The organism is Pseudonocardia sp. ICBG601, from assembly GCF_020496245.1.
The window spans coordinates 1-21158 of the sequence record NZ_JAHLJA010000091.1; the positions used below are offsets into that span (position 1 = coordinate 1).

Annotated in this window: 26 protein-coding genes, 1 tRNA gene and 6 pseudogenes; 19 read left to right on the forward strand and 14 right to left on the reverse strand. The window is 73.1% G+C overall.

The window, feature by feature from the left end; translation table 11 throughout:
* On the reverse strand, positions 1 to 336 hold a 336-nt coding region (locus KPL57_RS24305), incomplete at its 3' end, for an SsgA family sporulation/cell division regulator (protein ID WP_226353298.1).
* Between the two features lie 473 nt (positions 337 to 809).
* Between KPL57_RS24305 and KPL57_RS24310 the strand changes: the two genes are divergently transcribed.
* The 10 genes and pseudogenes from KPL57_RS24310 (at position 810) to KPL57_RS24350 (ending at position 5282) form a co-directional block, all read left to right on the forward strand.
* Positions 810 to 1292: a sigma-70 family RNA polymerase sigma factor gene (locus KPL57_RS24310; RefSeq protein WP_308252987.1), complete on the forward strand. Its 483-nt coding sequence runs from the start codon at positions 810 to 812 to the stop codon at positions 1290 to 1292.
* A gap of 26 nt (positions 1293 to 1318) precedes the next feature.
* Positions 1319 to 1927 carry a zf-HC2 domain-containing protein gene (locus KPL57_RS24315; protein WP_226353299.1) on the forward strand — a complete coding sequence of 203 codons (609 nt, stop codon included), beginning with the start codon at positions 1319 to 1321 and terminating at the stop codon, positions 1925 to 1927.
* Positions 1897 to 2193: pseudogene (locus KPL57_RS24320) on the forward strand (anti-sigma factor); the annotation flags it as partial. The gene KPL57_RS24315 and the pseudogene KPL57_RS24320, both read left to right, overlap by 31 nt.
* A 26-nt stretch (positions 2194 to 2219) precedes the next feature.
* Complete coding sequence (locus KPL57_RS70120) at positions 2220 to 2567, forward strand: PGPGW domain-containing protein (protein WP_226353300.1); 348 nt, start codon at positions 2220 to 2222, stop codon at positions 2565 to 2567.
* Positions 2552 to 2746, forward strand: a complete 195-nt coding sequence (locus tag KPL57_RS24330; RefSeq protein ID WP_226353301.1) for a hypothetical protein — start codon at positions 2552 to 2554, stop codon at positions 2744 to 2746. The genes KPL57_RS70120 and KPL57_RS24330 overlap by 16 nt, the downstream gene beginning before the upstream one ends.
* Before the next feature lie 62 nt (positions 2747 to 2808).
* Positions 2809 to 2879: transfer RNA gene (locus KPL57_RS24335), tRNA-Val, on the forward strand.
* A gap of 345 nt (positions 2880 to 3224) precedes the next feature.
* A pseudogene (locus tag KPL57_RS72625) lies at positions 3225 to 3476 on the forward strand (transposase family protein); the annotation flags it as partial.
* 39 nt (positions 3477 to 3515) lie between these two features.
* A pseudogene (locus KPL57_RS24340) lies at positions 3516 to 4425 on the forward strand (IS5 family transposase); the annotation flags it as partial.
* Positions 4426 to 4476: 51 nt separating this feature from the next.
* Positions 4477 to 4746: a hypothetical protein gene (locus KPL57_RS24345; RefSeq protein WP_226353302.1), complete on the forward strand. Its 270-nt coding sequence runs from the start codon at positions 4477 to 4479 to the stop codon at positions 4744 to 4746.
* Positions 4689 to 5282, forward strand: coding sequence for an ISAs1 family transposase (locus KPL57_RS24350; RefSeq protein WP_264198491.1), 594 nt, complete (start codon positions 4689 to 4691; stop codon positions 5280 to 5282). Before KPL57_RS24345 ends, KPL57_RS24350 begins: the two co-directional genes overlap by 58 nt.
* A 32-nt stretch (positions 5283 to 5314) precedes the next feature.
* Here KPL57_RS24350 and KPL57_RS24355 read toward each other — a convergent pair whose 3' ends face one another.
* From KPL57_RS24355 to KPL57_RS24370, 4 genes and pseudogenes are all read right to left on the reverse strand, one after another.
* Positions 5315 to 6637: an NAD(P)/FAD-dependent oxidoreductase gene (locus tag KPL57_RS24355; protein ID WP_226353321.1), complete on the reverse strand. Its 1323-nt coding sequence runs from the start codon at positions 6635 to 6637 to the stop codon at positions 5315 to 5317.
* A gap of 317 nt (positions 6638 to 6954) precedes the next feature.
* Positions 6955 to 7107 (reverse strand): Ltp family lipoprotein, encoded by a 153-nt coding sequence (locus KPL57_RS24360; RefSeq protein ID WP_226353318.1) that lies wholly within the window; start codon positions 7105 to 7107, stop codon positions 6955 to 6957.
* A gap of 13 nt (positions 7108 to 7120) precedes the next feature.
* A pseudogene (locus KPL57_RS72630) lies at positions 7121 to 7255 on the reverse strand (Ltp family lipoprotein); the annotation flags it as partial.
* 496 nt (positions 7256 to 7751) lie between these two features.
* Positions 7752 to 8333: an AAA family ATPase gene (locus tag KPL57_RS24370; RefSeq protein WP_226353303.1), complete on the reverse strand. Its 582-nt coding sequence runs from the start codon at positions 8331 to 8333 to the stop codon at positions 7752 to 7754.
* A gap of 187 nt (positions 8334 to 8520) precedes the next feature.
* On the opposite strand from KPL57_RS24370, the gene KPL57_RS24375 reads away from it, so the two are divergent.
* On the forward strand, positions 8521 to 9270 hold the full coding sequence (locus KPL57_RS24375) for an alpha/beta hydrolase (RefSeq protein WP_226353304.1): 750 nt from the start codon (positions 8521 to 8523) through the stop codon (positions 9268 to 9270).
* A 39-nt stretch (positions 9271 to 9309) separates the two neighbouring features.
* On the opposite strand, the gene KPL57_RS24380 is transcribed toward KPL57_RS24375, so the two are convergent.
* Both KPL57_RS24380 and KPL57_RS24385 read right to left on the reverse strand, forming a co-directional pair.
* Positions 9310 to 9513, reverse strand: a complete 204-nt coding sequence (locus tag KPL57_RS24380) for a hypothetical protein (protein WP_226353305.1) — start codon at positions 9511 to 9513, stop codon at positions 9310 to 9312.
* Between the two features lie 61 nt (positions 9514 to 9574).
* Complete coding sequence (locus tag KPL57_RS24385) at positions 9575 to 10258, reverse strand: LysR family transcriptional regulator (RefSeq protein WP_226353306.1); 684 nt, start codon at positions 10256 to 10258, stop codon at positions 9575 to 9577.
* Positions 10259 to 10344: 86 nt separating this feature from the next.
* On the opposite strand from KPL57_RS24385, the gene KPL57_RS24390 reads away from it, so the two are divergent.
* From KPL57_RS24390 to KPL57_RS24400, 3 genes are read left to right on the forward strand one after another with little or no spacing between them, the layout of a single operon-like run.
* Entirely contained in the window at positions 10345 to 10605 is a 261-nt protein-coding gene (locus tag KPL57_RS24390) for an alpha/beta fold hydrolase (RefSeq protein WP_226353322.1), read from the forward strand.
* Positions 10602 to 11222: an alpha/beta fold hydrolase gene (locus KPL57_RS24395; protein WP_308252986.1), complete on the forward strand. Its 621-nt coding sequence runs from the start codon at positions 10602 to 10604 to the stop codon at positions 11220 to 11222. Before KPL57_RS24390 ends, KPL57_RS24395 begins: the two co-directional genes overlap by 4 nt.
* A complete protein-coding gene (locus tag KPL57_RS24400; protein ID WP_226353307.1) occupies positions 11219 to 12589 on the forward strand; it encodes an MFS transporter in 1371 nt (456 codons plus the stop codon). Before KPL57_RS24395 ends, KPL57_RS24400 begins: the two co-directional genes overlap by 4 nt.
* Before the next feature lie 39 nt (positions 12590 to 12628).
* Here KPL57_RS24400 and KPL57_RS24405 read toward each other — a convergent pair whose 3' ends face one another.
* From KPL57_RS24405 to KPL57_RS24415, 3 genes are read right to left on the reverse strand one after another with little or no spacing between them, the layout of a single operon-like run.
* Positions 12629 to 13852, reverse strand: a complete 1224-nt coding sequence (locus KPL57_RS24405; protein ID WP_226353308.1) for a S9 family peptidase — start codon at positions 13850 to 13852, stop codon at positions 12629 to 12631.
* Positions 13849 to 14649 (reverse strand): MBL fold metallo-hydrolase, encoded by an 801-nt coding sequence (locus tag KPL57_RS24410; RefSeq protein WP_226353309.1) that lies wholly within the window; start codon positions 14647 to 14649, stop codon positions 13849 to 13851. The genes KPL57_RS24405 and KPL57_RS24410 overlap by 4 nt, the downstream gene beginning before the upstream one ends.
* Positions 14646 to 15041, reverse strand: coding sequence for a hypothetical protein (locus KPL57_RS24415; protein WP_226353310.1), 396 nt, complete (start codon positions 15039 to 15041; stop codon positions 14646 to 14648). Before KPL57_RS24415 ends, KPL57_RS24410 begins: the two co-directional genes overlap by 4 nt.
* Before the next feature lie 65 nt (positions 15042 to 15106).
* Here KPL57_RS24415 and KPL57_RS24420 point away from each other — a divergent pair, with 65 nt between their 5' ends.
* Entirely contained in the window at positions 15107 to 15721 is a 615-nt protein-coding gene (locus tag KPL57_RS24420; protein ID WP_226353311.1) for a TetR/AcrR family transcriptional regulator, read from the forward strand.
* A gap of 7 nt (positions 15722 to 15728) precedes the next feature.
* Here KPL57_RS24420 and KPL57_RS24425 read toward each other — a convergent pair whose 3' ends face one another.
* The 3 genes and pseudogenes from KPL57_RS24425 to KPL57_RS24435 all read right to left on the reverse strand — a co-directional run.
* Positions 15729 to 16652 (reverse strand): alpha/beta fold hydrolase, encoded by a 924-nt coding sequence (locus KPL57_RS24425; protein WP_075306966.1) that lies wholly within the window; start codon positions 16650 to 16652, stop codon positions 15729 to 15731.
* Between the two features lie 98 nt (positions 16653 to 16750).
* Positions 16751 to 17350, reverse strand: a complete 600-nt coding sequence (locus KPL57_RS24430; RefSeq protein ID WP_226353320.1) for an SDR family oxidoreductase — start codon at positions 17348 to 17350, stop codon at positions 16751 to 16753.
* A gap of 61 nt (positions 17351 to 17411) precedes the next feature.
* Positions 17412 to 17627: pseudogene (locus tag KPL57_RS24435) on the reverse strand (short chain dehydrogenase); the annotation flags it as partial.
* A gap of 184 nt (positions 17628 to 17811) precedes the next feature.
* On the opposite strand from KPL57_RS24435, the gene KPL57_RS24440 reads away from it, so the two are divergent.
* The 4 genes from KPL57_RS24440 to KPL57_RS24455 all read left to right on the forward strand — a co-directional run bounded on the left by KPL57_RS24440 (position 17812) and on the right by KPL57_RS24455 (position 20837).
* On the forward strand, positions 17812 to 18663 hold the full coding sequence (locus KPL57_RS24440; protein WP_226353312.1) for a helix-turn-helix transcriptional regulator: 852 nt from the start codon (positions 17812 to 17814) through the stop codon (positions 18661 to 18663).
* 189 nt (positions 18664 to 18852) lie between these two features.
* Positions 18853 to 19047 (forward strand): hypothetical protein, encoded by a 195-nt coding sequence (locus KPL57_RS24445; RefSeq protein WP_226353313.1) that lies wholly within the window; start codon positions 18853 to 18855, stop codon positions 19045 to 19047.
* Positions 19044 to 20162: a dienelactone hydrolase family protein gene (locus KPL57_RS24450; protein WP_226353314.1), complete on the forward strand. Its 1119-nt coding sequence runs from the start codon at positions 19044 to 19046 to the stop codon at positions 20160 to 20162. The genes KPL57_RS24445 and KPL57_RS24450 overlap by 4 nt, the downstream gene beginning before the upstream one ends.
* Positions 20163 to 20450: 288 nt before the next feature.
* Positions 20451 to 20837 carry a helix-turn-helix domain-containing protein gene (locus KPL57_RS24455; protein WP_226353315.1) on the forward strand — a complete coding sequence of 129 codons (387 nt, stop codon included), beginning with the start codon at positions 20451 to 20453 and terminating at the stop codon, positions 20835 to 20837.
* A 15-nt stretch (positions 20838 to 20852) separates the two neighbouring features.
* Here the strand turns inward: KPL57_RS24455 and KPL57_RS24460 are convergent.
* A pseudogene (locus KPL57_RS24460) lies at positions 20853 to 21158 on the reverse strand (IS1634 family transposase); the annotation flags it as partial.

The window sequence follows — 21158 nt, forward strand, 5'->3', positions numbered from 1 at the left end:
TCGCCTGCAGGAACTCCGACAGCGTCGCCGCAGAGGTGGTGAACAGGGCGTGGCCCGAGGGGAGGTGAGCTCGAGCTCGATCCGGGTCGGGTCGTCGCTCATCGGCTGCACTCGGACGTCGCCGGTGCCGGCGGAGTCGACCAGGCCGTCGCCGAGCAGATCGCGGGCGAAGACCCAGTCGACCGTGGTGTCGTGGCCGGTCTTGAACGAGGCCTGGACGGCGTAGGGGTCGCGGCTCGTGTAGGACAGTTCGACCTTCACGGGCACGACGGGCGCGTCCGGAGCGATGAGCTCGAACATGGCCGTCGCCCGGATCGTCTTGGACTCGTCGCGCATCGGTGATCCTCTTTCGTGGGGGCGTTGCGTGGGGCGTCAGTGTGGGAACGAGAGAGAAGGCCTCGGGGTGACGGGTTCGATGCGCATGAACGTGGGTCACCGTGGGATGACCCCCGATCGAGTCACAACGGTGTAACTCACCGCGTGCGACGACAGGGCTGAACGGGGCTCGGCGCCGTCCTGGCGTGTGAGCCGCGCAGCGCAGAACGACTACTCTCGTCGGAGTCCGAACCGGAACGGGTGCGGACACCGAACACAGCAATCGTGAGGACAACGCTGGTGGCAGGCATCGCCGATCCGCCGGACCGCCCCGAGCACGGGCGGGCCGCCGGGCCTGCCGCGCGCCGTGATCCGTCACGTCGCGACGACGCCGGGGACGCGCATCTCGTGCAACGGATCGTGTCCGGGACTCGACCGCACTGGGCGAGCTGTACGACCGGTTCGGGCGCCAGGCCTACTCCCTCGCACGCCGCATCTGCGACGACGAGGGTCTCGCCGAGGACGTCGTCCAGGAGGTCTTCCTGGCCTTCTGGTGCGACCCGCCGCGCTTCGACCCGGCCAAGGGCCGGTTCGGCACCTGGCTGTTGACCCTGGTGCACCACAAGTCCGTCGACGCCGTCCGACGGGAGAGCGCCATCCGGCGTCGCACCGTCCCGGCGTCGGAGGACGGCTCGGAGTGGAACGCCCCGCCCGGGCCGGGCGCCGACGAGGGAGCCATCGTCGCGCTGGTCGCGGGCCACGTGCGTGACGCGCTCGATCAGCTGCCCGCCGACCAGCGGAAGGTCCTGGCACTGGCGTACTACGGCGGCTACACGCAACGCGAGGTGGCCGCGATGACAGGGGTGCCGCTGGGCACCGTGAAGTCCCGCATGTTCACCGGGGTGGCCAAGCTCCGGAATCTGCTGGGCCCCGTGGTCGGGGACGCCGGGGCGGACCTGGCGGGAGGGCTGTCGTGAACGACAACGAGGGGAGGCCCTGTCCGATGAACGAGCAGACGGTCGGCTGGGCGCTCCACGCCCTCGAGCCCGACGAGGAGATCGAGGTGCTGCAGCACCTCGAGGGCTGCGACGAGTGCCGTCGGCTCGCCGCCGACGTGGCCGAGACGACCACCGTCCTCGGCGGCGCGGTGCAGCAGGTGGAACCGCCCGCGTCGCTGCGCGACGCGATCCTGGAGCAGGCCCGGAACACCCCGCAGGTCGGACGGGCGGGTGACCGGGCGGTCCCGCGCCACGCGCTGCGCGACGACGTCGCGTCCTCCGGCGCCTCGCCCGAGGGCGGGGCGCGCCCGTCGGGGTCCGAGCGGCCCACCGTCGCCGCGACACGCCCGCCGGCGGGGCCCGGACGCGGCCGCGCCCGGAACGGGTGGCTGCGCCGCCCCGGTCGGGTACTGGTCGCCGCGGCCGTCGCACTCGCGGTGATCGTCAGCGGGGGAGTCGTCGTCGGGCAGATGCGGTCGATGCAGGCCGAGCGTGACGCGAGCCTCGCGCAGGCCCAGGAGATGCGCGACGTACTCTCCGCCATCGCGCAGCCCGGGACCCCGCACGCCTTCCTGTCCCCCGAGCGGGGGGACCGATGGTCGCGGCCGTCGTGATGAAGGACGGACAGCGGGAGGTCATGCCGATGGGGCTCGACCCGAACGAGCCCGCCGACCAGACCTATGTCCTGTGGGGGCTGAACGGGGACGGAACTCCGCGGGCGATCGGCACGTTCGACGTGCGAGCGGGGCAGTCGGGACCGGTATCCGTAGAATCGCCCGACAGCGGGAGCTACGGGACATACGCCGTCTCGCTCGAGCGCGGAAGGGAGGCCCCTCCCGCGCCGACCAAGGTAGTCGCGGCCGGGCAGGTGGAGACCTGAGTACGACGGAGAAGGACGGCATCGGTGTGACGGCGGCCGGGAGCACGACCTCCGGGCGCCGGTACACCGGCGTCCGCAGGAAGTACCGGCGGGCGAAGGTCCGCTACCGTGCGTTCCGGGCGGGGGTGGCCCGCAGCCCGGTGCTGGACCTGACCTACCGCATCACCATGGGGGTCCTCGGCACCGCGATCGTCATCATCGGGATCATCGCGCTGCCCGCGCCGGGTCCCGGCTGGGCGATCATCTTCCTCGGCCTGGGCGTGCTCGCCGCCGAGTTCAGCTGGCCCAGCGGCTCCTGCACTGGGTCCGCGTCCGCTACGACGGCTGGGTCGCCTGGATGGGCCGCCAGAACCGTGTCGTGCAGCTGCTGGTGATGACCTTGATCCTCGGCACGGTCGCGGTCTGCGCGTGGCTGTTCGGGATCTTCGCGACGGTCGGAGGCTGGGTGGGGATCCACTGGGAGTGGCTGCACTCGCCGCTGCTGCCGTTGCTCCAGCCGCCGCCCCCGCCGGTGCCCGTACCCGGATCGGAGCTGGTCACGGGCCCGCGCTGATCCACGGGCGACCCCCGTGAACGGCGGGGGGACGGGCTGTGTAGAGTTGGTTTCACCGCTGAGGGCGATTAGCTCAGGGGGAGAGCGCTTCGTTCACACCGAAGAGGTCACTGGTTCGATCCAGTATCGCCCACAGTCAAACCCCTGGTCAGTTCCTTGTAGTGAGAGAACCGACCAGGGGTTTCGTGTGTTCGATGGGTCCTGCTTGCCCAACTGCCTGACTATTGCTGTTCCCCGGGAACAGGCAGGGCCCCGGCAAAGTCGTGATGGGTGGGTCCTGAGCTGCGGTGATGTGGGGGGTGGGGTGGGTGCGGACACAGGCTTGGCGTGATCATGAGGGTGTCGAATCCTTGCTCACGTCAGGAAGCCTGTGTCCGCAGTGTCAGTGTCTCCGATCGTTGCTGCTCTGGAAGGCCTGGAGGTCGGTCCTGACGCGGGGAGAGCCGCGCCGGTCGGTGAGGCGGCGGGGTTGTCGCTGGTGGAGGCCCTGTCGCGAGTGCCGGACCCGCGGAAACCACGCGGTGTCCGCCACGGTGTCCTCGCGGTGTTGCTACTGGGGGCGTGCGCGGTGTTGGCGGGGGCCCGGTCGTTCACCGCGATCGCCGAGTACGCCCATGACGTCGGCCGCGCCGTGCTGGACGTGCTCGGGGTGGGCGCGGTCGCTCCGCACGAGTCGACCATCCGCCGGGTCCTGCAACGGGTCGACGCCTCGGCGCTGGAGGCGGCGTTGCAGTCCTGGGTGTTGCCCCAGCTCAGAGCGTGTTTGGAAATGGTGGGTGTGTCGGGATGGTCGACACGGCTGGGGTGCTCCATCGTGGTCGGCATGCAGGAACGACCGCGCCGGTACCCCTCGGACACCAGTGATGCCCAGTGGGTGGTGATCGAGCCGTTGTTACCGCCGCTCGCGCGGCGGGGGCGGCCTGTTGCTCATGCTCGTCGGGACGTGCTGGACGCGATCTTGTATGTCGTGCGGACCGGGTGTGCCTGGCGGGCGTTGCCGGTGGACTTCCCGCCCTGGCAGACCGTCTACTGGTACTTCAACCAGTGGGAACAGCAGAAGGTCACCGAGAAGATCCTCCCGGTCGTGCGGGGGCAGTTACGTATCGCCGAGGGCCGTGATCCGGAGCCGAGTGCGGGGATCATCGATTCCCAGTCGGTCAAGGGCGCCGACACCGTCGGCCAGGACTCCCGCGGCTACGACGCCGGGAAGAAGACAGGCGGGCGGAAACGGTTCATCGTGACCGACACCCTCGGTCTGCTGCTGACCACGATGGTGTGCTCGGCCTCGGTACAGGACCGCGACGGCGCCAAGCCGATCCTGCTCAACCTCTACCTGCGCACCAGGGTGCGGTTCGTCTACGCCGACGCCGGCTTCGCCGGGCGACTGCTCGACTGGGCCGCCACGATCCTGCAGACAACGATCGAGATCATCCGCAAGCCACCCGAGCAGCGCGGATTCACCGTCCTCCCACGAAGGTGGGTGGTCGAACGGACCCTGGCCTGGCTCACCGCACACCGACGCCTGGCCCGAGACTACGAACGCCACCCCACCACATCCGAAGCCATGATCCGCTGGGCCGCGATCAACACCATCACCCGCCGCATCGCCCGTGGATACCCCGCCACCCGCCAGCAGAAACACACGACACCCTCAACCCACTAGAATTTCCAAACACGCTCTCAGCGCCCAGCCGGCGGCGGAGGGCACACCCCGGCGAGAACAGCGTCGCGTGCTGGCCTTGGACGGCAAGACCCTGCGCGGCGCCCGCGTCCGTGCCGCCGACGGCAGGGTCTGGCTCCCGCATCTGGTGTCGGTGCTCGACCAGACCAGCGGTGGCGTGCTCGGCCAGGTTCAGGTCGCAGAGAAGGGCAGCGAGATCACCGCGTTCACCGCGCTGCTCGACCCCTCGACCTCGACGATGTACTGGTCACCGCGGACGCTCTGCACACCCAGCGAGCCCACGCCGACTACCTACACCGCCGCGGCGGGCACTACCTGATGACGATCAAAGCGAACCAGCCCACGCTGCTGGCACGGGTACGGGCGCTGCCCTGGACCCAGATCGGCGTCGCTGATCGTCAACGCGGGCGTGGGCACGGCCGCGTCGAGACCCGCACGATCAGCGTGGTCAGCCTGCACCCCTGTCCCGACCTGGGCGCAGAGTTCTTCCCCCACGCATCCCAGGCGATCAAGCTGGTGCGCCGGCGTCGCCCACTGCGGCCTGGCGGGAAGTGGAGAACCGAGACCGCCTACGCGATCACCAGCCTGACCAGCACCGACGCCGATCCAGGACTGCTCGCCCGCTGGATCCGTGGGCACTGGTCGATCGAGAATCGCCTGCACTGGGTCCGTGATGTCTGCTTCGACGAAGACCGCGCCACCGCCCACACCGGTCACGCCCCGCAGGTCATGTCGGCGTTGCGGAACCTCGCGATCACCGCGCTACGCCTGCACGGCGTCAGCAACATCGCCGCAGCACTCCGCCACCACGCCCGCGACCCCCATCGACCACTGACCACCTACAAGATCATCTAGCGACTTTGCCGGGGCCCTGGGTGCAGGGGGGGTCAGCCGACCGGCCTCCCGCGCCCGCCCCGCAGCACCCGCGCCACCGTGCCGGGGCGGGCGAGCACGCTGGGGTGCTCGTGCATCATCGTGACCGCGGACAGGCGCCGGTTCAGCTCGGGATCGGTGAACGACGCGGCCTGCAGTCGCCGTCCGAACCAGGACGCGATCGGGTACCCGCGAGGGTAGGGACCGTCGACGTGTGGCAGCCGCAGGTCTGCCAGGGTCGAGATGCTCCAGGCGGCGTCGACGACGACCTGCACGTCGTCGAGGTAGCCATTGGCGGGCTCCGCCAATGACGGAGCGGAGCGCAGGTACGACGACAGGCAGGAGGCGTGCAGCGCGGCGGAGGTCATCCCCTGCCCGTAGACGGGGTTGAACGAGGCGATCGCGTCACCGACCGGGATGATGCCGGCGGGCAGTCGTCGCAGGGACGCGGTGTCGCGGCGACGGCTGTCGGCCTGGTGGTAGGTGACGACGTCGCCGATCATCCGGGCGCCGGTGGCGATGTCGCCGAAGGCAGCCGGGAAATCCCGGCTGCAGCGCTCGCGGAAGTCTGCGGGGTCGCGAGTGGGCCGGTCGTCGCCGTAGCCGGCGACCAGGACGATCCACCGGTCGTTCTCGACCGCCTGGATCCCGGCCTGACGGGCGACCCGGCCGTCGTCGGCGTCGGAGGTCGCGATCACGACGCCGGCATCGCTGATCGCAGGGTCACGCTCGAACAGGGCGCTGGCGTAGTTCAGCCTGATCGGCATCCGTTGCCAGGTGGGACGCGGATGACCCCCCTGGTCCAGCCACTCGGCGAGCCTGCTCGACCGGCCGGTGGCGTCGACGACCAGATCCGCGGGCTCGGTCACGACCTCGTCCCCGACCCGCACCCGGGCCCCGGACACCCGCGCGCCGTCGAACACCAGCCCCTCCGCACGACCTGCGACCACACGGATCCCGGGGACGGCGGTGGTGGCCCGCCGGACCATGTTCTCGAGGAAGGGACGGGTCGTCACCAGGGTCGGCTCGTCCTGCGGCGTGGCGGGGAGCGGGCGGAGGCGGCCGTTGACCCAGAGCTCCACCGTGGCGGGGTCGGGCGGCACTGCGCCCTCGCGGATCGCGGTCGCGGTGATGCCGGGGAACCAGCGTTCGAGCTGGACCTGCCCGGCGGGCAGCAGCGCGTGCACCTGCCCGCCCTGCGGGACGCCGGGCCGGGGCTCCGGGCCGGTCGGGTCACCGTCGGGGTCGACGAGCAGGACCTCCTCGGCGTGGTCGGCGAGCACGCGCGCGGCGAGCATCCCGGCGATGCTCGCCCCGAGCACCACGGCGCGGCCCATGACGGTCCGTGGTCCCCGTGGTGGGTCTGGGGTGGCGATCTCGGCGAACACGCGGGCCGGGGGCGGGGCACGGACGGCCTCCAGGGGATCGGTGGGTCCGGTCTGAGGACCGAGCCTACGTCGCCCCGTCCGTTCCCCGGTGTGACGACGGGGCGGGGTCGGTTCCCCCGGTGTCACAGATCGATGTGCAGGAGCGGGCAGCCCGAACGGTACGGACGGGAACGACACCGGAGAGGGCGTTCGAGAAGGTCCGTCGTGGACGTCGTCCATCGCCCGTCCCCGTGCGTCCGAGGACGAGGACTGCTCGACGTCGAAGGTCAGAGCCCGGCCGCGTCCGCGCCGTGCTTGGCCTGCGCAGCGGTGAAGCCCTCGAACTTCAGCTGGTCGATCAGACCCTGCCGGGAGAACGAGCTGAACTCCATGTAGCTCTTCGCGGACCGTGCCGCCTGCTCGTCCCAGTCGACGGTCACGTGTGTCGACGGCATACGTCGCGTCGGCGGTGGAGAAGTGCTCGAACTCGAGCTGCTTGATGAGACCCGTCCGCGAGAACGAGCTGAAGTCGAGGTAGCCCTCGGCCGACTCGACGGCGTTCTGTCGGCTCACCGACAGCGCGGGCACGGCCGGGGCGCGTAGGTCTCGGGAGCGGACGCCGCGCTGCTCGGTGCCGGGGCGCGATCACCGCCGGTGGCGCGGCGGCCACGGTGGACGGCACGACGGCGGGTGCGGAGGACGGGGCCGCAGCGACGGGGGACGCCGCGTCTCCGTCGCCCGAGCCTCCGGCAGCTGCGGCGGCGACGATCACCACGGCGAGCCCGCCGACGACGAACGGCCACTTCCGTCGTCGAGCCGGAGCCGGAGCCGGGTGAAGGGGCGGTTGCGCCCAGGTTGCGGTCGGGAGGTTCCGCTGCTGCGGGATCCGGCCCGGCGGCGGGTACTGGCCGGGCGGCACGCCGTGGCCGGCCGGGGTGGTGCTCCAGGAGGGGCCCTGTGGGGTCTGCGGGGTCGTCATGGCCCCTATGTCGCGCGAGACGACCGAGTGTTGCCGGGTGCGGCGGCGGATCCCCAGAATTGGGGAAGGGGTGTCGTGAAGCCGGTGGCTTCCCTGGTGCCCCTGTCAGGAGAGCCCGGTCCCGCGCAGTGAGTGCTGGAGCGGCCCGGCGACCCAGTCGTCGACCTCGCGCGGTGACCGCAGCCGTACCACTGTCAGTGCCGGGTGCTCCCGGGCGACCGCGGGTACCAGTTCCCGGTACTTGTGCCGGGTCGCGACGGCCCAGCGCACGATGTTCTCCCGGTCGACGAGCAGCCGGCGCAGCGGAGGCTCGACGTTGCCGTTCCACAGCACCTCACGGCGGCGGCTGCGCCGCCACGTCCGCCGCAGCACACGGGGGAACGTGACGGTCCAGAACGGCAGGTCGAGCCAGACGAGCAGGTCCGCGCGGGCCGCCAGGCGCGGGCGTGCCGTTCGGTACTGCCACTCCGTGACCCACGTGTCGGCGGCGGTGAACCGGTCGACGTCGTCGAGAAAGGACGGGCGCGGCATCCAGCCGGGGCCGTGGAACAGCGCGTCGATGTCGGTGTGCGGACCGCCCGTCACCGTGGCGAGGCGGGCGGCGAGCGTCGTCTTCCCGGATCCGGAGACCCCTGCGACGAGAATGCGGCGCGGCCGGGTGGGCAACGGGTCGTCCCAGCGCAGCACCCCTACACCGTACGGCCGGAATGCGACGGGAAATCCGTGCGACGAGGGCGCGCATCGCGGCTAGCGTGCGACCGACCGTGCACCGACCCGAGGAGGTGAGTCCCGTGACCGCGGTACCGACACGGGCGCTCCCACCCGGACGGCAGGCCGTCCCGGAGCGCCGCGAGCACTCCCGGAAGGCACGACCATGCATGTCATCAGCACCGAGCACCTCGACGACCACCTGACCGAGCACCGGTTCACCCTCGACGGCGTCCCCGGCGTTCTCTGGTCACCCCGCACGACCGGCGGCCCGACCCCGCTGGTCCTGCTGGGCCACCCCGGCGACCTGGCACGCATGCACCCGAGGCTGCTCGGGCGGGCCCGCTCCTGCGTCGCCGACGGGTACACCGCCGCGACCCTGGAGCTGCCCGGTGCCGGCGGACGACCCCGCCTGCCCGACGTCGACGCCGCCCGTGCCGAGCTGCGCCGGGCGGTCCGGGCGGGCGAACCCGTTCCCGACGCCGTCGTCGAACGGCTGGTCACACCACTGGTCGAGGCGTCGGCCCCGGAGTGGCGGACGCTGCTCGACGCGCTGCCCGGGCACGACCCGGTCGCCTGGTCGGGCGGGATCGCCGCGATCGGTGTCCGGATGGCGCTGGAGCCGCGGATCGCGGCGGCGCTGCTGTTCGCCGGTAGCCGGCTGCCGCGCGCGACCCTGGACGAGGCCCGGCGGGTCACCGTCCCGCTGCTGATGCTGCTGCAGTGGGACGACGAGGGCAACGACCGCCGGCAGGCTCTCGACCTGTTCGACGCGCTCGGCAGCGACGCGCTCGGCATGACGGAGAAGACGTTGCACGCCAACACCGGCGGGCACACCGGCGTTCCTGCGTTCGAGGGCGGCGACGCGGCCCGGTTCCTCGCCCGGCACCTGCGGTGCCGGGGCCTGTCCGGATGATCCGGTGCCCGCGGCCGGCCGAATCGGACGAGGCCGTCGTCAGAGGGCCCCGACGCCGGGGTGGTGGGAGAGGATCCGGTCCAGCCGCGACCCGACCTCGTCGCAGTTGAGCCGCACGACGTCCAGGAAGGCCGCGAGGACGGGCGAGGTGTCCGACGCCCGGAACGACAGCTGCAGGTCGGGAAGGCGGACGGCCGGCGTGACGTCGCAGAACCGGACGTCGTCGCGGGCCAGCAGTCGCATCCGCGACGGCCCCAGCCCCACACCGACGCCGCACGCGGCGAGGCCGACGATCGTGTGGATGTCACGGGCGGTCCGCGGCGCCGTCCAGTGCCGTCGGCGCGTCCGCGAAGACGGTCTGCAGCCAGGCCCCGACCCCCGGCTCGTCGGCTCTGCCGGACACGACGAGCCGCTCGCCGGCGAGCTGTTCGATGGTGACCGACCTCGTCCCCGCGAAGGGGTGGGTCACGGCGACGGCGGCGACGAGGTCGTCGGTGCCGATGGGCACCGTGACGAGCTCCTCGGCCCCCGGGCCCCGGGGTGCCCCGCGGCCGACGGCGACGTCGAGCTCGCCCGCGAGCAGACCCGCGACGCCCCGCCGGGGTTCCCGTCTCGAGTGCCTCGAGCCGGACGTCCGGCCGGGCGCGCTGGAACCGGCCGAGCACCCGGGCAGCGGTGCGAGCAGCGCCGAGCCGATGAAACCCAGCCGGAGCCGCCCGGTCTCCCCGCGTGCCGCTCGTCCGGCGTCGACGACGGCTCCGCCCATCTCGTCGAGCGCGCTCCGGGCGCGCGCGAGGAACGCCGTGCCGGCCGCGGTCGGGAACACCCCCTTCGGCGTGCGGTCGAACAGCCGCTCGCCGACCTCGCGTTCGAGAGCGGCGATCTGGGAGGACAGCGGCGGCTGTGCGATCCCCAGCGCCGCGGCCGCCCGGCCGAAGTGCCGGTGCTCGGCGAGCGCCTGCGCGTACCGCAGATGACGTGCTTCCACCCGCGCCACGATAGCTCGGAGGTATCGCGCTGCCGTACGTGAGATATGAAGGGGATGACGCCGGCCGGTGCCGGTGTGGTGGGGGCGTGTCCGCAGAACCGAAGACCTCCCTGAACCATCCCGCCACCGGCACCTCCGTCGTGCTCCTGCACGGTGCCTGGCACTCCTCGCTGCACTGGGGCCCGGTGCGGACGGTGCTGGCCCGGCACGGGCTGACGAGCCACGCCCTCGACATGCCGGGGCACGGCCTCGACGCCCCGTACCCGTCGGGCTACCTCCTCCCGGGGCAGCCGGGGCTCACGACGGAGCTTTCGGGCTGGCCGACCTCACCCCCGACGTCGTCGTGAAGGACCTGCTGGGGCAGCTCGCGGACATCCGGCGGCGCACCGCCCGGCTGGTCCTGGTCGCCCACAGCGCCGGTGGCGGGCCCGCGTCCGCCGTCCTCGAACAGGAGCCGGGCCTCGCCGACCACGTCGTGTACCTCTCGGCGTTCGTCCCCGCGGGCCGTACCCGGTTCACCGACTACATCGGCGCGCCGGAGAACGCCCACGCCACGCACGCACCCCGGATCGGCGACCCGGACCGGATCGGCGCGATGCGGATCAACCCCCTGTCCCACGACCCCGCCGAGGTCGAGGCGATCCGCACTTCGTTCCTGCACGACTGGCCGGCCGGGCTGCCCGCCTGGCGGTCGCTGCTGCAGCCCGACGAGACGACGGCGATCCTCTCCGACCCGTTCGCCGTCACCGCCGGCCGGTGGGGCACCGTGCCCCGCAGCTACGTCCGGCTCACCGACGACCGCGCCCTCCCCGTGGCGACCCAGGACCTGATGATCGCCGAGGCCGACCGGGCCGCTCCCGGCCGCGGGTTCGAGGTGCACTCGTTGCCCGGCGGCCACTCGCCCTTCCTGACCCGTCCCGACGAGCTCGGCGGGCTGCTCGCCGACCTCGCCACCCGGCGATGAGGCGCCTCGCGCTGCCCGTCCTGCTCTCGGGCACGTTCGTGCAGCTGATGAGCGTCACGGTGATGCAGATCGTCGTGCCCGACGTCCGCGCTGACCTGGCTGCGGGCGCGGGCGCCGGTCAGCTGGTCGTCGCCGGCTACACCCTGACCTTCGCCTGCACCCTGATCACCGCCGCGCGCCTGGGCGACCGCTGGGGGCACCGTCGCCTGTTCGTCGTCGGGACCGCGATCTTCACCGCGGCCGCCGCCACCGGCGCGCTCGCCCCCGACGCCGACGTGCTCGTCGTCGCACGGCTGGTACAGGGCATCGGCAGCGGGTTGGTCGCGCCGCAGGTCCTGTCGATCATCCAGCGGTCGGTGGACCCCGGGCGGCGGGCCCGGGCGCTGTCCTGGTTCGGCGCGACGATGGCCGTCGCCTCGTTGGCCGGCCCGGTGCTCGGTGGGGTGCTGCTCGAGCTCGACCCGTTCGGCGCCGGATGGCGTGCGGCCCTGGCCGTGACCGTCCCGGTGGGGGTGGCCGCGCTGGTCCTGTGGCCCGTGCTCCCGCGGACCGGGGGAGGGGTCGCCGACCGGGTCCCGCTCGACGTGGCCGGGGCCCTGCTCAGCGTGACGGGTCTGTCCGCCGTCGTGCTCCCCCTGGCACTCGGCGGGGAACAGGGGTGGCCGATGTGGACCTGGGCGTCGTTCGCGGCGGCGGTGGTGCTGCTGTCGGCCCTGGTCGTCCAGCAGCGTCGCGCCGCGTATCCGCTGGTCCAGCCGGCAGCGCTGGGCACCGCCACCGCCCGCCTCGGCATCGGGGTCGTGCTGGTGTTCAACGCGGGGGTGCCGTCCTTCGTCCTGCTGCTGTCGCTGCACCTGCAGGGGCCCGTCGGGTTCGGTCCGCTGCGCACGGCCGGGACGATCGCGACCTACGCCGTCGGGGCGCTCGCCGGGAGCGCGCTCGCCGAGCCGCTCGCGCGACGGTGGGACGTGTCGATGCTCGCCGGCGCATCGCTCGTGCTCGCCGCGGTGTGCGGTGCGACCGTCGTCGTGGTCGACCACCCCGGCCCCGCGCTCTGGGCCGTGCTGGCCCTGGGCGGGATCGCGTTCGGGGCGTTCACCGCCTCGGCCTTCACCCTCGTCCTGGCCGAGGTGCCGGCCGGAGCGGTGGGCACGGTGTCCGGGCTGCTGCCCACGGCGCAACAGCTGGGCGGGACGATCGGGGTGGCGCTCTGCGGCGCCGCCTACACCGCCGGGGCCGTGCCGTCGTTCGGGCGTGCCGGCGCCTACCAGGTCACGGTGTTCCTGCTCGCCGCGGCCGTCGCCGTGGCCCTCGCCCGCGCGACCCGTTCGCGCACCGCCCCCGAGTTGGAGGCCCGTCATGGATGAGGACGCGGCGGGCACGAGAACCTGGTCCGCAGTTCGGTGTCACCCGGCGACGGTGACCTCCCCCGAGGGCTGGACGAGCAGGTTCTCCGTCGTCGGGGTGCGGCCGCGGAGACGGTCGTGCAGCCATTCGACCTGCAGGGTCCGCCAGCCGGGCCCGAACGCGACCGACGAGGCCTCGGTCATCGAGTGCCGGGCGCCCGCATAGAGGGTGACCGAGGTCGGGGAGGGGGAGCGTCGCGCCATCTCGTGGACCCACGAGGAGGGGGACAGGTCGTCCGCCGCACCGCCGACGATCTGCCACGGCACCGGCATCGCCTCGGCGTGGGGTCGCAGGTCGTACCGGGCGGCCATCGCGTCGAAGGCGTCCTCGTCGTCGTAGAGCCCGGCCATCCACATGTGGCGCGCCTTGAACGTCGGCGGGGCCTCCTCGAAGATCGTGTGGGCGCCCGGTTCGAAGCAGGGCAGCGCCACCGAGCAGCCGAGCAGATCGGGTTGCCCGGACGCGAGCTGGGACATCCAGAACGACCCGAAGCTGGTGCCCGACGCCACGACGCGGGTGGCGTCGAGGTCGCGACGGCCGCGGATCCAGCCCATCACGGCGTCGCCGGCCTCGGCCCAGGCGGTGGGGGTGACGTGGACACCACGGATCGCCGCCTCGCCCTGGCCGGGACCGTCCAGAGCGAGCACGGCGACGCCGCGGGCGAGCCACGGGCTGCCGGTGCGCGCGACCAGCATCTCGCGGGGTGCGTCCATGCCCCCGATGGCCAGCACCGTGGGCAGCGGACCCTCGGCGCCGCGGGGGAGATGGAGCCATCCGGGCAGCGCGGCGTCACCGAACGGGACGTCGACCCGTTCGACACGGTGTGCGGCGCGGCGGGCCCACGCCAGGTAGGCGGCGTTCTTGCGCTCGTCGAGCTCACGGGCCAGCCCGTCGTCCTCCCAGACCGGCCAGCAGGCGAGCGACCACATCTGGGCCGCGGCGAAGTGGTGCACCGCGGCGCTGTCCGGGTGGCCGCGCCGCTCGGCGTCCTCGGCCCGGCGCGCGCGTCGCTCGGCGAACGACCGCACCACCGGGACGAAGTCCGCGAGCTTGTTGATCCCCGCCCGGAGCGCGGCCGTCTCGGCCGGCGCGAGCTCGTCGCCGACGGCACCCAGGTGGTAGCCCAGCCGGGGCTGGTCGAACTCGACGTCGCGGACCCGCAGGGCCTCGTCGACCAGCCACCGCTGTTCCCGGAACCGCCGTGGTCCCCGTCCTCGGGTCATCGTCGTCCTCTCGTCGTGCGCGGGCCGCCACCCGGCGGGGCGCCGGCCGCCCGGTCCACGGCGGCGCGCAGCGGTCCACGGTGTGCCGGGCCGTGCCCGGGCAGCAGCAGGTCGGCGTCCACGCCGGCCAGAGCGCCCAGCGCCGCCCGCATCTCGTCGTCGGTCCCGTGGTTGAACCACGCCGGGAGCAGCTGTGGCCCGGTCGCCGGGGAGAGTGCGTGCCCGGTGACGAGGCTGTCGCCGGTGATCACGGCACCCGAGGCCGGGAGGTGGAAGGCGGTGTGGCCGGACGTGTGACCTCCGGTCGGCACCGGTACGGGAGACCCGGGGAGGTCGAGGGCGCCGCCGGTCGGGAACGGCTGCGCATGGGCGGCGGCGACGTCCCGGCCCGCCCCGGCCCGGGCGACGCGCACCGCCCACGGCAGGACGGCCGGCCGCCAGAGCCCGGCGACCACCCGCGCGGGAGTCAGCTGTTCTCGGCGCTCGCGACGGGCGTGCGCCACCTCGACCGGGTGCAGGAGGACCGGGGTGCCGTACCGGGCGTGGAAGGGGTTGACCGCGCCGAGGTGGTCGACGTGGGCGTGGGTCACCAGGATGGCGACCACGTCCTGCGGACGGAGGCCGAGGGTCGCGATGGAGAACTCGACGGCCGCCACGTCCCCGGGGTAGCCGCCGTCGACCAGGGTGAGGGCGTCGCCCTCGCGGAGCAGGACCCAGTTGACGTCGGTCCCCGTCACGAGGACGGTGCCCCGGTCCACCTGCTCCACCAGCGGCGGCCCGGCCGGTCGCGGTCTCACCGCTCGTCGGGGCCGCGGGGGGCGGGCCGCGGTGCGGCCAGGGCCGCGACGCCGACGGTGATCCCGACCGCGTTCAGCCCCGCCCCGAACCAGTTGCTCCCACTGCGCGGTGACCGCAGGGCGGCGGCGAGGTGGTTGAGCCCGAACAGGGTCGACAGCACCGCGAAGCCGCGGACCTGCGCGCGGTCGGCCTCGGGTCCCAGCCCGGCCAGTCCGGCCGCGGTCACGAGGGTCCCGACGTTCCAGACGGCGATCTCGCGCTGCCATCCGGCGTTGCGGCCCCACGCGGCGCCCCGGGCGAACCGGCGGCCGAAGACCCCCTGCAGGACCGCGGCGAGTGAGAAGCCCGCGATCCACACGTTCCGCGCGGTGCGGACCGACGGCCTGCGCATCGTCGTACCCCCCGCTTGTTGAACCCACGTACAACAAGGGCCGACGCTAGTAAGCTGCCACTCCCATGTCAAACAGCCCGTCCGCGCCGGCGTTCCGGCGGCTGGACACCGAGACCCGTCGCCGGCAGCTGCTCGCGGCCGGGGCGTCGCTGTTCGCGACGCAGCCCTACGACGAGGTCTGGGTCGACGACGTCGCCCGGGCGGCGGGGATCAGCCGCGGGCTGCTCTACCACTACTTCGGGAGCAAGCGCGGTTTCCTGTCCGCCGTCGTCGAGCAGGAGGCCGCGACGCTCCTCGCCGTCACCGAACCCGACGACCGCCTGCCACCGGCGGAGCGGCTGCGGGCCGTGCTCGACGCCTACCTGGACTACGTCGAGGCCCACCCGCACGGCTACCGCGCCCTGTTCCGGGGCGCGCTCGGAGCCGACACGGCCATCCGGTCCATCGTGGACGGGAACCTGGCCCGCCAGCAGGAGCGGGTGCTGCGGGCCGTGGTCGGCTCCGGCCCCGCGCCGGAACCGGTGCGGCTGGCCGTGCGCGGCTGGCTGTCGTTCCTCGTGGCCGTCTGTCTCGACTGGCTGGAGAACCCGGTCCTCGACCGGGCCGCGGTGCGTGAGCTCTGCGCGGACACGCTGACCGGGGCGCTCCGCGCGAGCGGCCACGGGACGCCGACCGGCTGACGACGGGTCAGCCGACCCGGGGGAGTCCCAGGATCCGGCGGCGCAGTGCGTCCCGGTCGCCCTCGGCCGGTGCCGTCCCGTCGACGAAGTCCTGCAGCAGCGCCACGAACCGGGCCGGCTGTTCGGCGTGCGGGAAGTGCCCCGCGCCGTCGAACACCTCCAGGCGGCTGTCGGGCAGCCGGTCGTGCGCGGCGAGGGTGTGGGCCGGCGGGATGACCCGGTCGCGGTTCCCGCCGACGAGCAGCACGGGCACTTCCTCGAGCAGGTGCAGGCGCTGCGCCCCGTCGAGCCGCTGGCCGGACGGCTCCAGCGCGCCCCGCGCGGTCTGGACGAACGCGCCGCGGGTGCCGCGGTCGGCGAAGGTCTCCAGCGCGGTGTGCACACCGTCGATGTCCGAGCGCGGCACCCGGCCGACGCGGTGGGCGAGCCGGTGGGCGGCGCGACGCATCCACGGCGCGGTCAGCGACGCCGCGGACCGCAGCACCAGCTCGGTGCCCGGCAGGCTCGCCGCCCGCAGCGCGAGGGTCAGGTCGTGGCCGAGACCACCGGAGGACACGAGCACGACCCGCTCGGTGAACTCGGGGAACTGGTGCGCGAACTGCATCGCGACGCCGCCGCCGAACGAGTGCCCGACGATCGTCGCCCGCTCGACGTCGAGTGCGGCCAGCAGGTCCCGCAGCCCGGTCGCGTAGCCGCCGAGGGAGTAGTCACCGCTGCGCGGTGCCTCGCTGGCGCCGTGCCCGAGCAGATCCGGCGCGATCACGTGCAGGCCGCCGCCCAGGGCGTCGAACACCGGGGCCCAGGTGCGCGAGCTGGCGGCGAGACCGTGGACGAGCAGGACCGTCGGGCCCTCTCCGCGACCGGTCTCGCGGTAGCTCACGCGCTGTCCGTGCAGCAGGATCTCGCGCTCCTGAGGGGACTGGTCGTCCACTGGGCACCTCCGTACGTCGACGACTCCATGATCCTCTCCGGGCGGGTCCGCGGCGGTGGGGCCCGCCGGTGTTCCGGAGGCGTCGGCGAGGGGGGCTGTCAGGGGGTGGCGGCGCCGCCGAGGGTGACACCGGCCCGTTCCTGCGACAGGTCCCACATCCGGCGGGCGGCGTCGGCGTCGCGCAGCGGCCGGTACAGCTCCTGCTCGGCGGGCGGCCCACCCACCCGCCCCGGCCCCTTCGGCCCGTACAGCACGGCGTGCCCGGCGTCCGGTGCGGTCGCGGCGAGCAGCGCGGGCAGCCCGGCCGAGTTGGCGGTCCCGATCAGCAGGCCGGCCCGGGACATCGCGCCGAGCACCCGTCGTCCGAAGGTCTGCCGCTCCCGGCCCAGGTCGGGGCGGGCGGCCAGCAGGTTGGTCGGCGCGACGCCCGGGTGGGACAGGTTCGCGGTGATGCCCCAGCCCGCCGCGCGGCTGCGCCGGTCCAGCTCCAGGCCGAACAACCCGAACGCGATCTTCGAATGCCGGTAGGCGGCCATGCCGTCGTAGGAGCGCTCGGAGTCCGGGTCGTCCCACAGGACCGGGCCGCGGGCCGCGGCGACGCTGATCTGGCAGACCACCCGGGCCCGGCCCTCGCGCAGCAGCGGCAGCAGGTGCGCGACGAGCGCGACGTGGCCCAGATGGTTGGTGCCGAACTGCAGCTCGAACCCCGTCGGCGGTGGTGCGGCGCTCCGGCGGGGTCATGACGCCGGCGTTGTTGATCAGCAGGTGGACGGGCCGTCCCTCCGCCCGCAGGGTCTCCCCGAGCGCGGCGACCGATGCCAGCGAGGACAGGTCGAGCTCGCGGAGCGAGACGGTCGCGCCGGAGTGCCGGTCCCGGATGCGGTCGGCGGCGGCGGCGCCCTTGGCAGCGTTGCGGACGGGGAGCACGACCTCGGCACCGGCGGCGGCGAGCCGGTCGGCGATGCCGATGCCGATGCCGTCGCTGCCGCCGGTGACGACGGCGCGGCGCCGGCGGTCAGTCGGGAAGGGTCAGGTCTGGGGTGCGTGTCATGGGATCAGCCTGTCCGGGGCGCGGCCCGGTAGCCACTGATCGTCGATCCGTGGCTGCGGTGGCGGCCCGCGCGGTAGGAATGGCTGCAGGACACGAGGAGGGGTGCGCATGGTCGACCGGGCCGGGCTGGCGGAGTTCCTGCGGCACCGCCGCTCCGCGCTGCAGCCGGAGGACGTCGGGCTGCCGCGCGGGCGCCGTCGTCGGACCGGAGGGCTGCGCCGGGAGGAGGTCGCGGCGCTGTGCCACATGTCGGCCGACTACGTCGCCCGTCTGGAGCAGGAACGCGGGCCGCACCCGTCGGAGCAGATGCTGGTGGCGATCGCGCAGGGCCTGCACCTGTCCCTCGACGAGCGCGACCACCTCTTCCGGCTCGCCGGGCGGCGCCCGCCCGCGCGGGGCGCCGACAGCGCACACGTCGCCCCGGGTCTGCTGCGGATCCTCGACCGGCTCGCCGACACCCCCGCCGAGATCGTCACCGAGCTGGGCGAGACCCTGCGGCAGACGCCGACGGGCGTCGCGCTGACCGGGGACTCGACCGTCCACACCGGAGCGGCCCGCAGCCTCGGCTACCGATGGTTCACCGACCCCGCCGCCCGGGGGCGCTACGTCGCCGAGGACCACGGGCTCCTGTCGCGCCTGTACGCGTCGGGGCTGCGCGGGATCGTCGGGCTGCGCGGGCCGGGGTCGCGGGCCGCCGCGCTGGCCGAGGACCTGCTGGGGCGCAGCGCCGAGTTCCGCGCACTGTGGGACCGCCACGAGGTGGGTCTGCGACCGCCGGACCCGAAACGGCTCGTCCATCCCGAGCTCGGGGTGCTGGAGCTGAACTGCCAGACCCTGGTCGACCCCGACCAGGCGCACCTGCTGTTCGTCTACACGGCCGTCCCCGGCAGCGAGAGCCACGAGAAGCTGCGGCTGCTGTCGGTCGTCGGCGATCCCCAGGACGCCGCGCCGCGGCCCTGACGGTTCGCACCCGCGAACGCCGGCGGGCTTCCTCCGGGTCCCCGGGCGGTTCCGCCGTACCCGTTCGTCACCTGCGGCGACACCCGTGGCGACAGGAGTCACACGGTAGGGGTGTGATCACGTCCCCCGAACGACGTGATACCGGCAACGGCGGTTGCAGAGGGTTCCCATCTCGGTAGCGTGCGGTCCGTGTCCACTCCGATCAGTCCGCGCAGCCGTCGTCGCGTCCTGCACACCGTCGCGAGGACGGCGACGTCGCTGTTCGTCGTCGGTGCGGTCGCCGCGGCCGGGTGCGTGGGCGTGGCGGGCGGCACGTCCGCGGCGGTCACCCCGCCGCCTACGCCTCGATCCCCACGGCGGGTCTGTCCGTCGCGGCGACGGTGACGATCGACGGCACGCCGTATCCGAACCCGCTGCGCATGGTCGACGGGACCGGCGTCACCGACGTCGCCCAGTGGGAGGGCACCCGCCGCGCGGAGCTGCTGGCGGCGTTCCGCGAGAACGTCTACGGCCAGACGCTGCCCAAGCCGACCAAGCAGACCTTCGACGTCCGGACCAGCGACGACGGCGATGTCGTCCTCAAGAAGGTCACGATCGGCATCACCGGCCCGGAGGGCACCGGGTCCTTCACACTGCGGCTGTTCGTGCCGAAGGGGCAGACCCCGCGCGGCACCTTCCTGATGATCGACCACCGGGGCTCGGTCTCCGACGACCCGGGTCAGTCCTCGGACTACGCACCGGTCTCGACGATCACGAAGGCGGGGTACGCCTTCGCCCAGATCGACGCCGACCAGATCGCGCCGGACGACAGCGGCAGCTACCGCAGCAAGATGATCAACCTGTTCTACCCGTCCGGGAGCGACCTGCCCGACGACGCCGGGCGGGCCATCGCCGCCTGGGCCTGGGGTGCGAGCCGGGCGATGGACTACCTGCAGACCGACAAGGACATCGATCCGTCGAAGATCGCGGTCATCGGGCACTCCCGCTCCGGGAAGGCCGCGCTCTGGGCCGGTGCCCAGGACCCGCGATTCGCCGCGGTCATCTCCAACAACTCCGGCTCGACCGGTGCGAAGCTCGCCCGGCGCGGCGACGGGGGAGTGGGCGCCGAGACGGTGTCACGGGTCAACAGCTCCTTCCCGCACTGGTTCCCGCAGACCTACAAGAACTACGGCGACAAGGTCGACGAGCTGCCCGTCGACCAGCACGAGCTGATGGGGCTCGTCGCACCGCGCAAGCTGGTGATCGCGAGCGCCAGCGACGACTCCAACGCCGACCCGGAGGGCGAGTTCCTCGCCTACAAGGCGGCGACCGAGATCTACGCCCTGTACGGCCTCGGCGACAACGGTCTGGGTACGACGGGCTGGGAGCCCGCCACCGACAAGGCCTTCTCCGGCCCGGCGATGAGCTACCACCTGCGCTCCGGCGGGCACGGGCTCAAGGCGGCCGATTGGAACATCTACCTGAAGGGCGATCTGTTCACGCAGGCGTCGCTGCGCTGACCGCGCACGATTGGTACGATCGTACTCGAATGACCGTTTCGGGTGATCTTTCCTGAAACGTATACGTCGAGCGTTTGACGTCCAGCGGAAGGGCGTCGTCGTCCGCGGAGCCGGGGTCGGGCCGGCTCTGATCCCGCGGTCCTGCAGGTGGAGCACGCGCCGGCGGTGTCCGCGGTCGGTTCCGTGAGCGATCGCGTGGGTGATTCCGTGGGTGGTTCCGGCAATTCCCGTCGGCCGTCGTATGCGCGCCGCCGCGGTGTCGACGGCGCGCTCAGGCGGTCGTAGCACTTGATCTTGTTGTTCGGCGAGGAACAGGATCATGACGTGCGGAAACTGTTGACTTTGGCTGATCGGGAGGAGATCTCCCGGGGGTTGGCCGCTGGCCGGCGGTTGTGCGACATCGCTGCGGTGGTGGGGCGGGATCGGTCGGTGATCTCTCGTGAGGTCGCCCGTCACGGCGGCCGGGCCGGCTACCGGGCGGGGCCGGCTGAGGAAGCGGCGCGGGTCGGGCGGTCCCGGCCGAAGATGTTCGCGGTGGACCGGTCACCGCGGCTGCGGGAAGTAGTGACCGGGTTGTTGCAGATCGGCTGGTCCCCGGCCTCGATCGCGGGCCGTCTGCCCCGGCTCTATCCGACCGACGAGACTTACCGGGTGTCTCACGAGGCGATCTCCTGACTTCGGTCACTTGTCTTAGTGCTTCGCCGCGGGCTGACGGAGCGCGTCGAGGAGGGCCTGTTTGTCGGCGGGGACGGCGGGCGGGAAGGTCTGCTGGGTGCCGTTGATGGCGATGGTGGCCGAGCGCAGTGGTCGGAGCTGGCGGACGACGTTGCGGATGGTGAGCCCGGTGCGGTTCTGGATCTCGCGGGCGACTGCGAGGGCGGTGAACACGATGGTCAGGTGCGCTTCGATGGACTGGCGTTGGTGGTGGAACATCGGGCGGGCGCGTAGGTCGGTTTTGCTCATCCGGAAGGACTGCTCGACGTGCCAGAGGTCGTG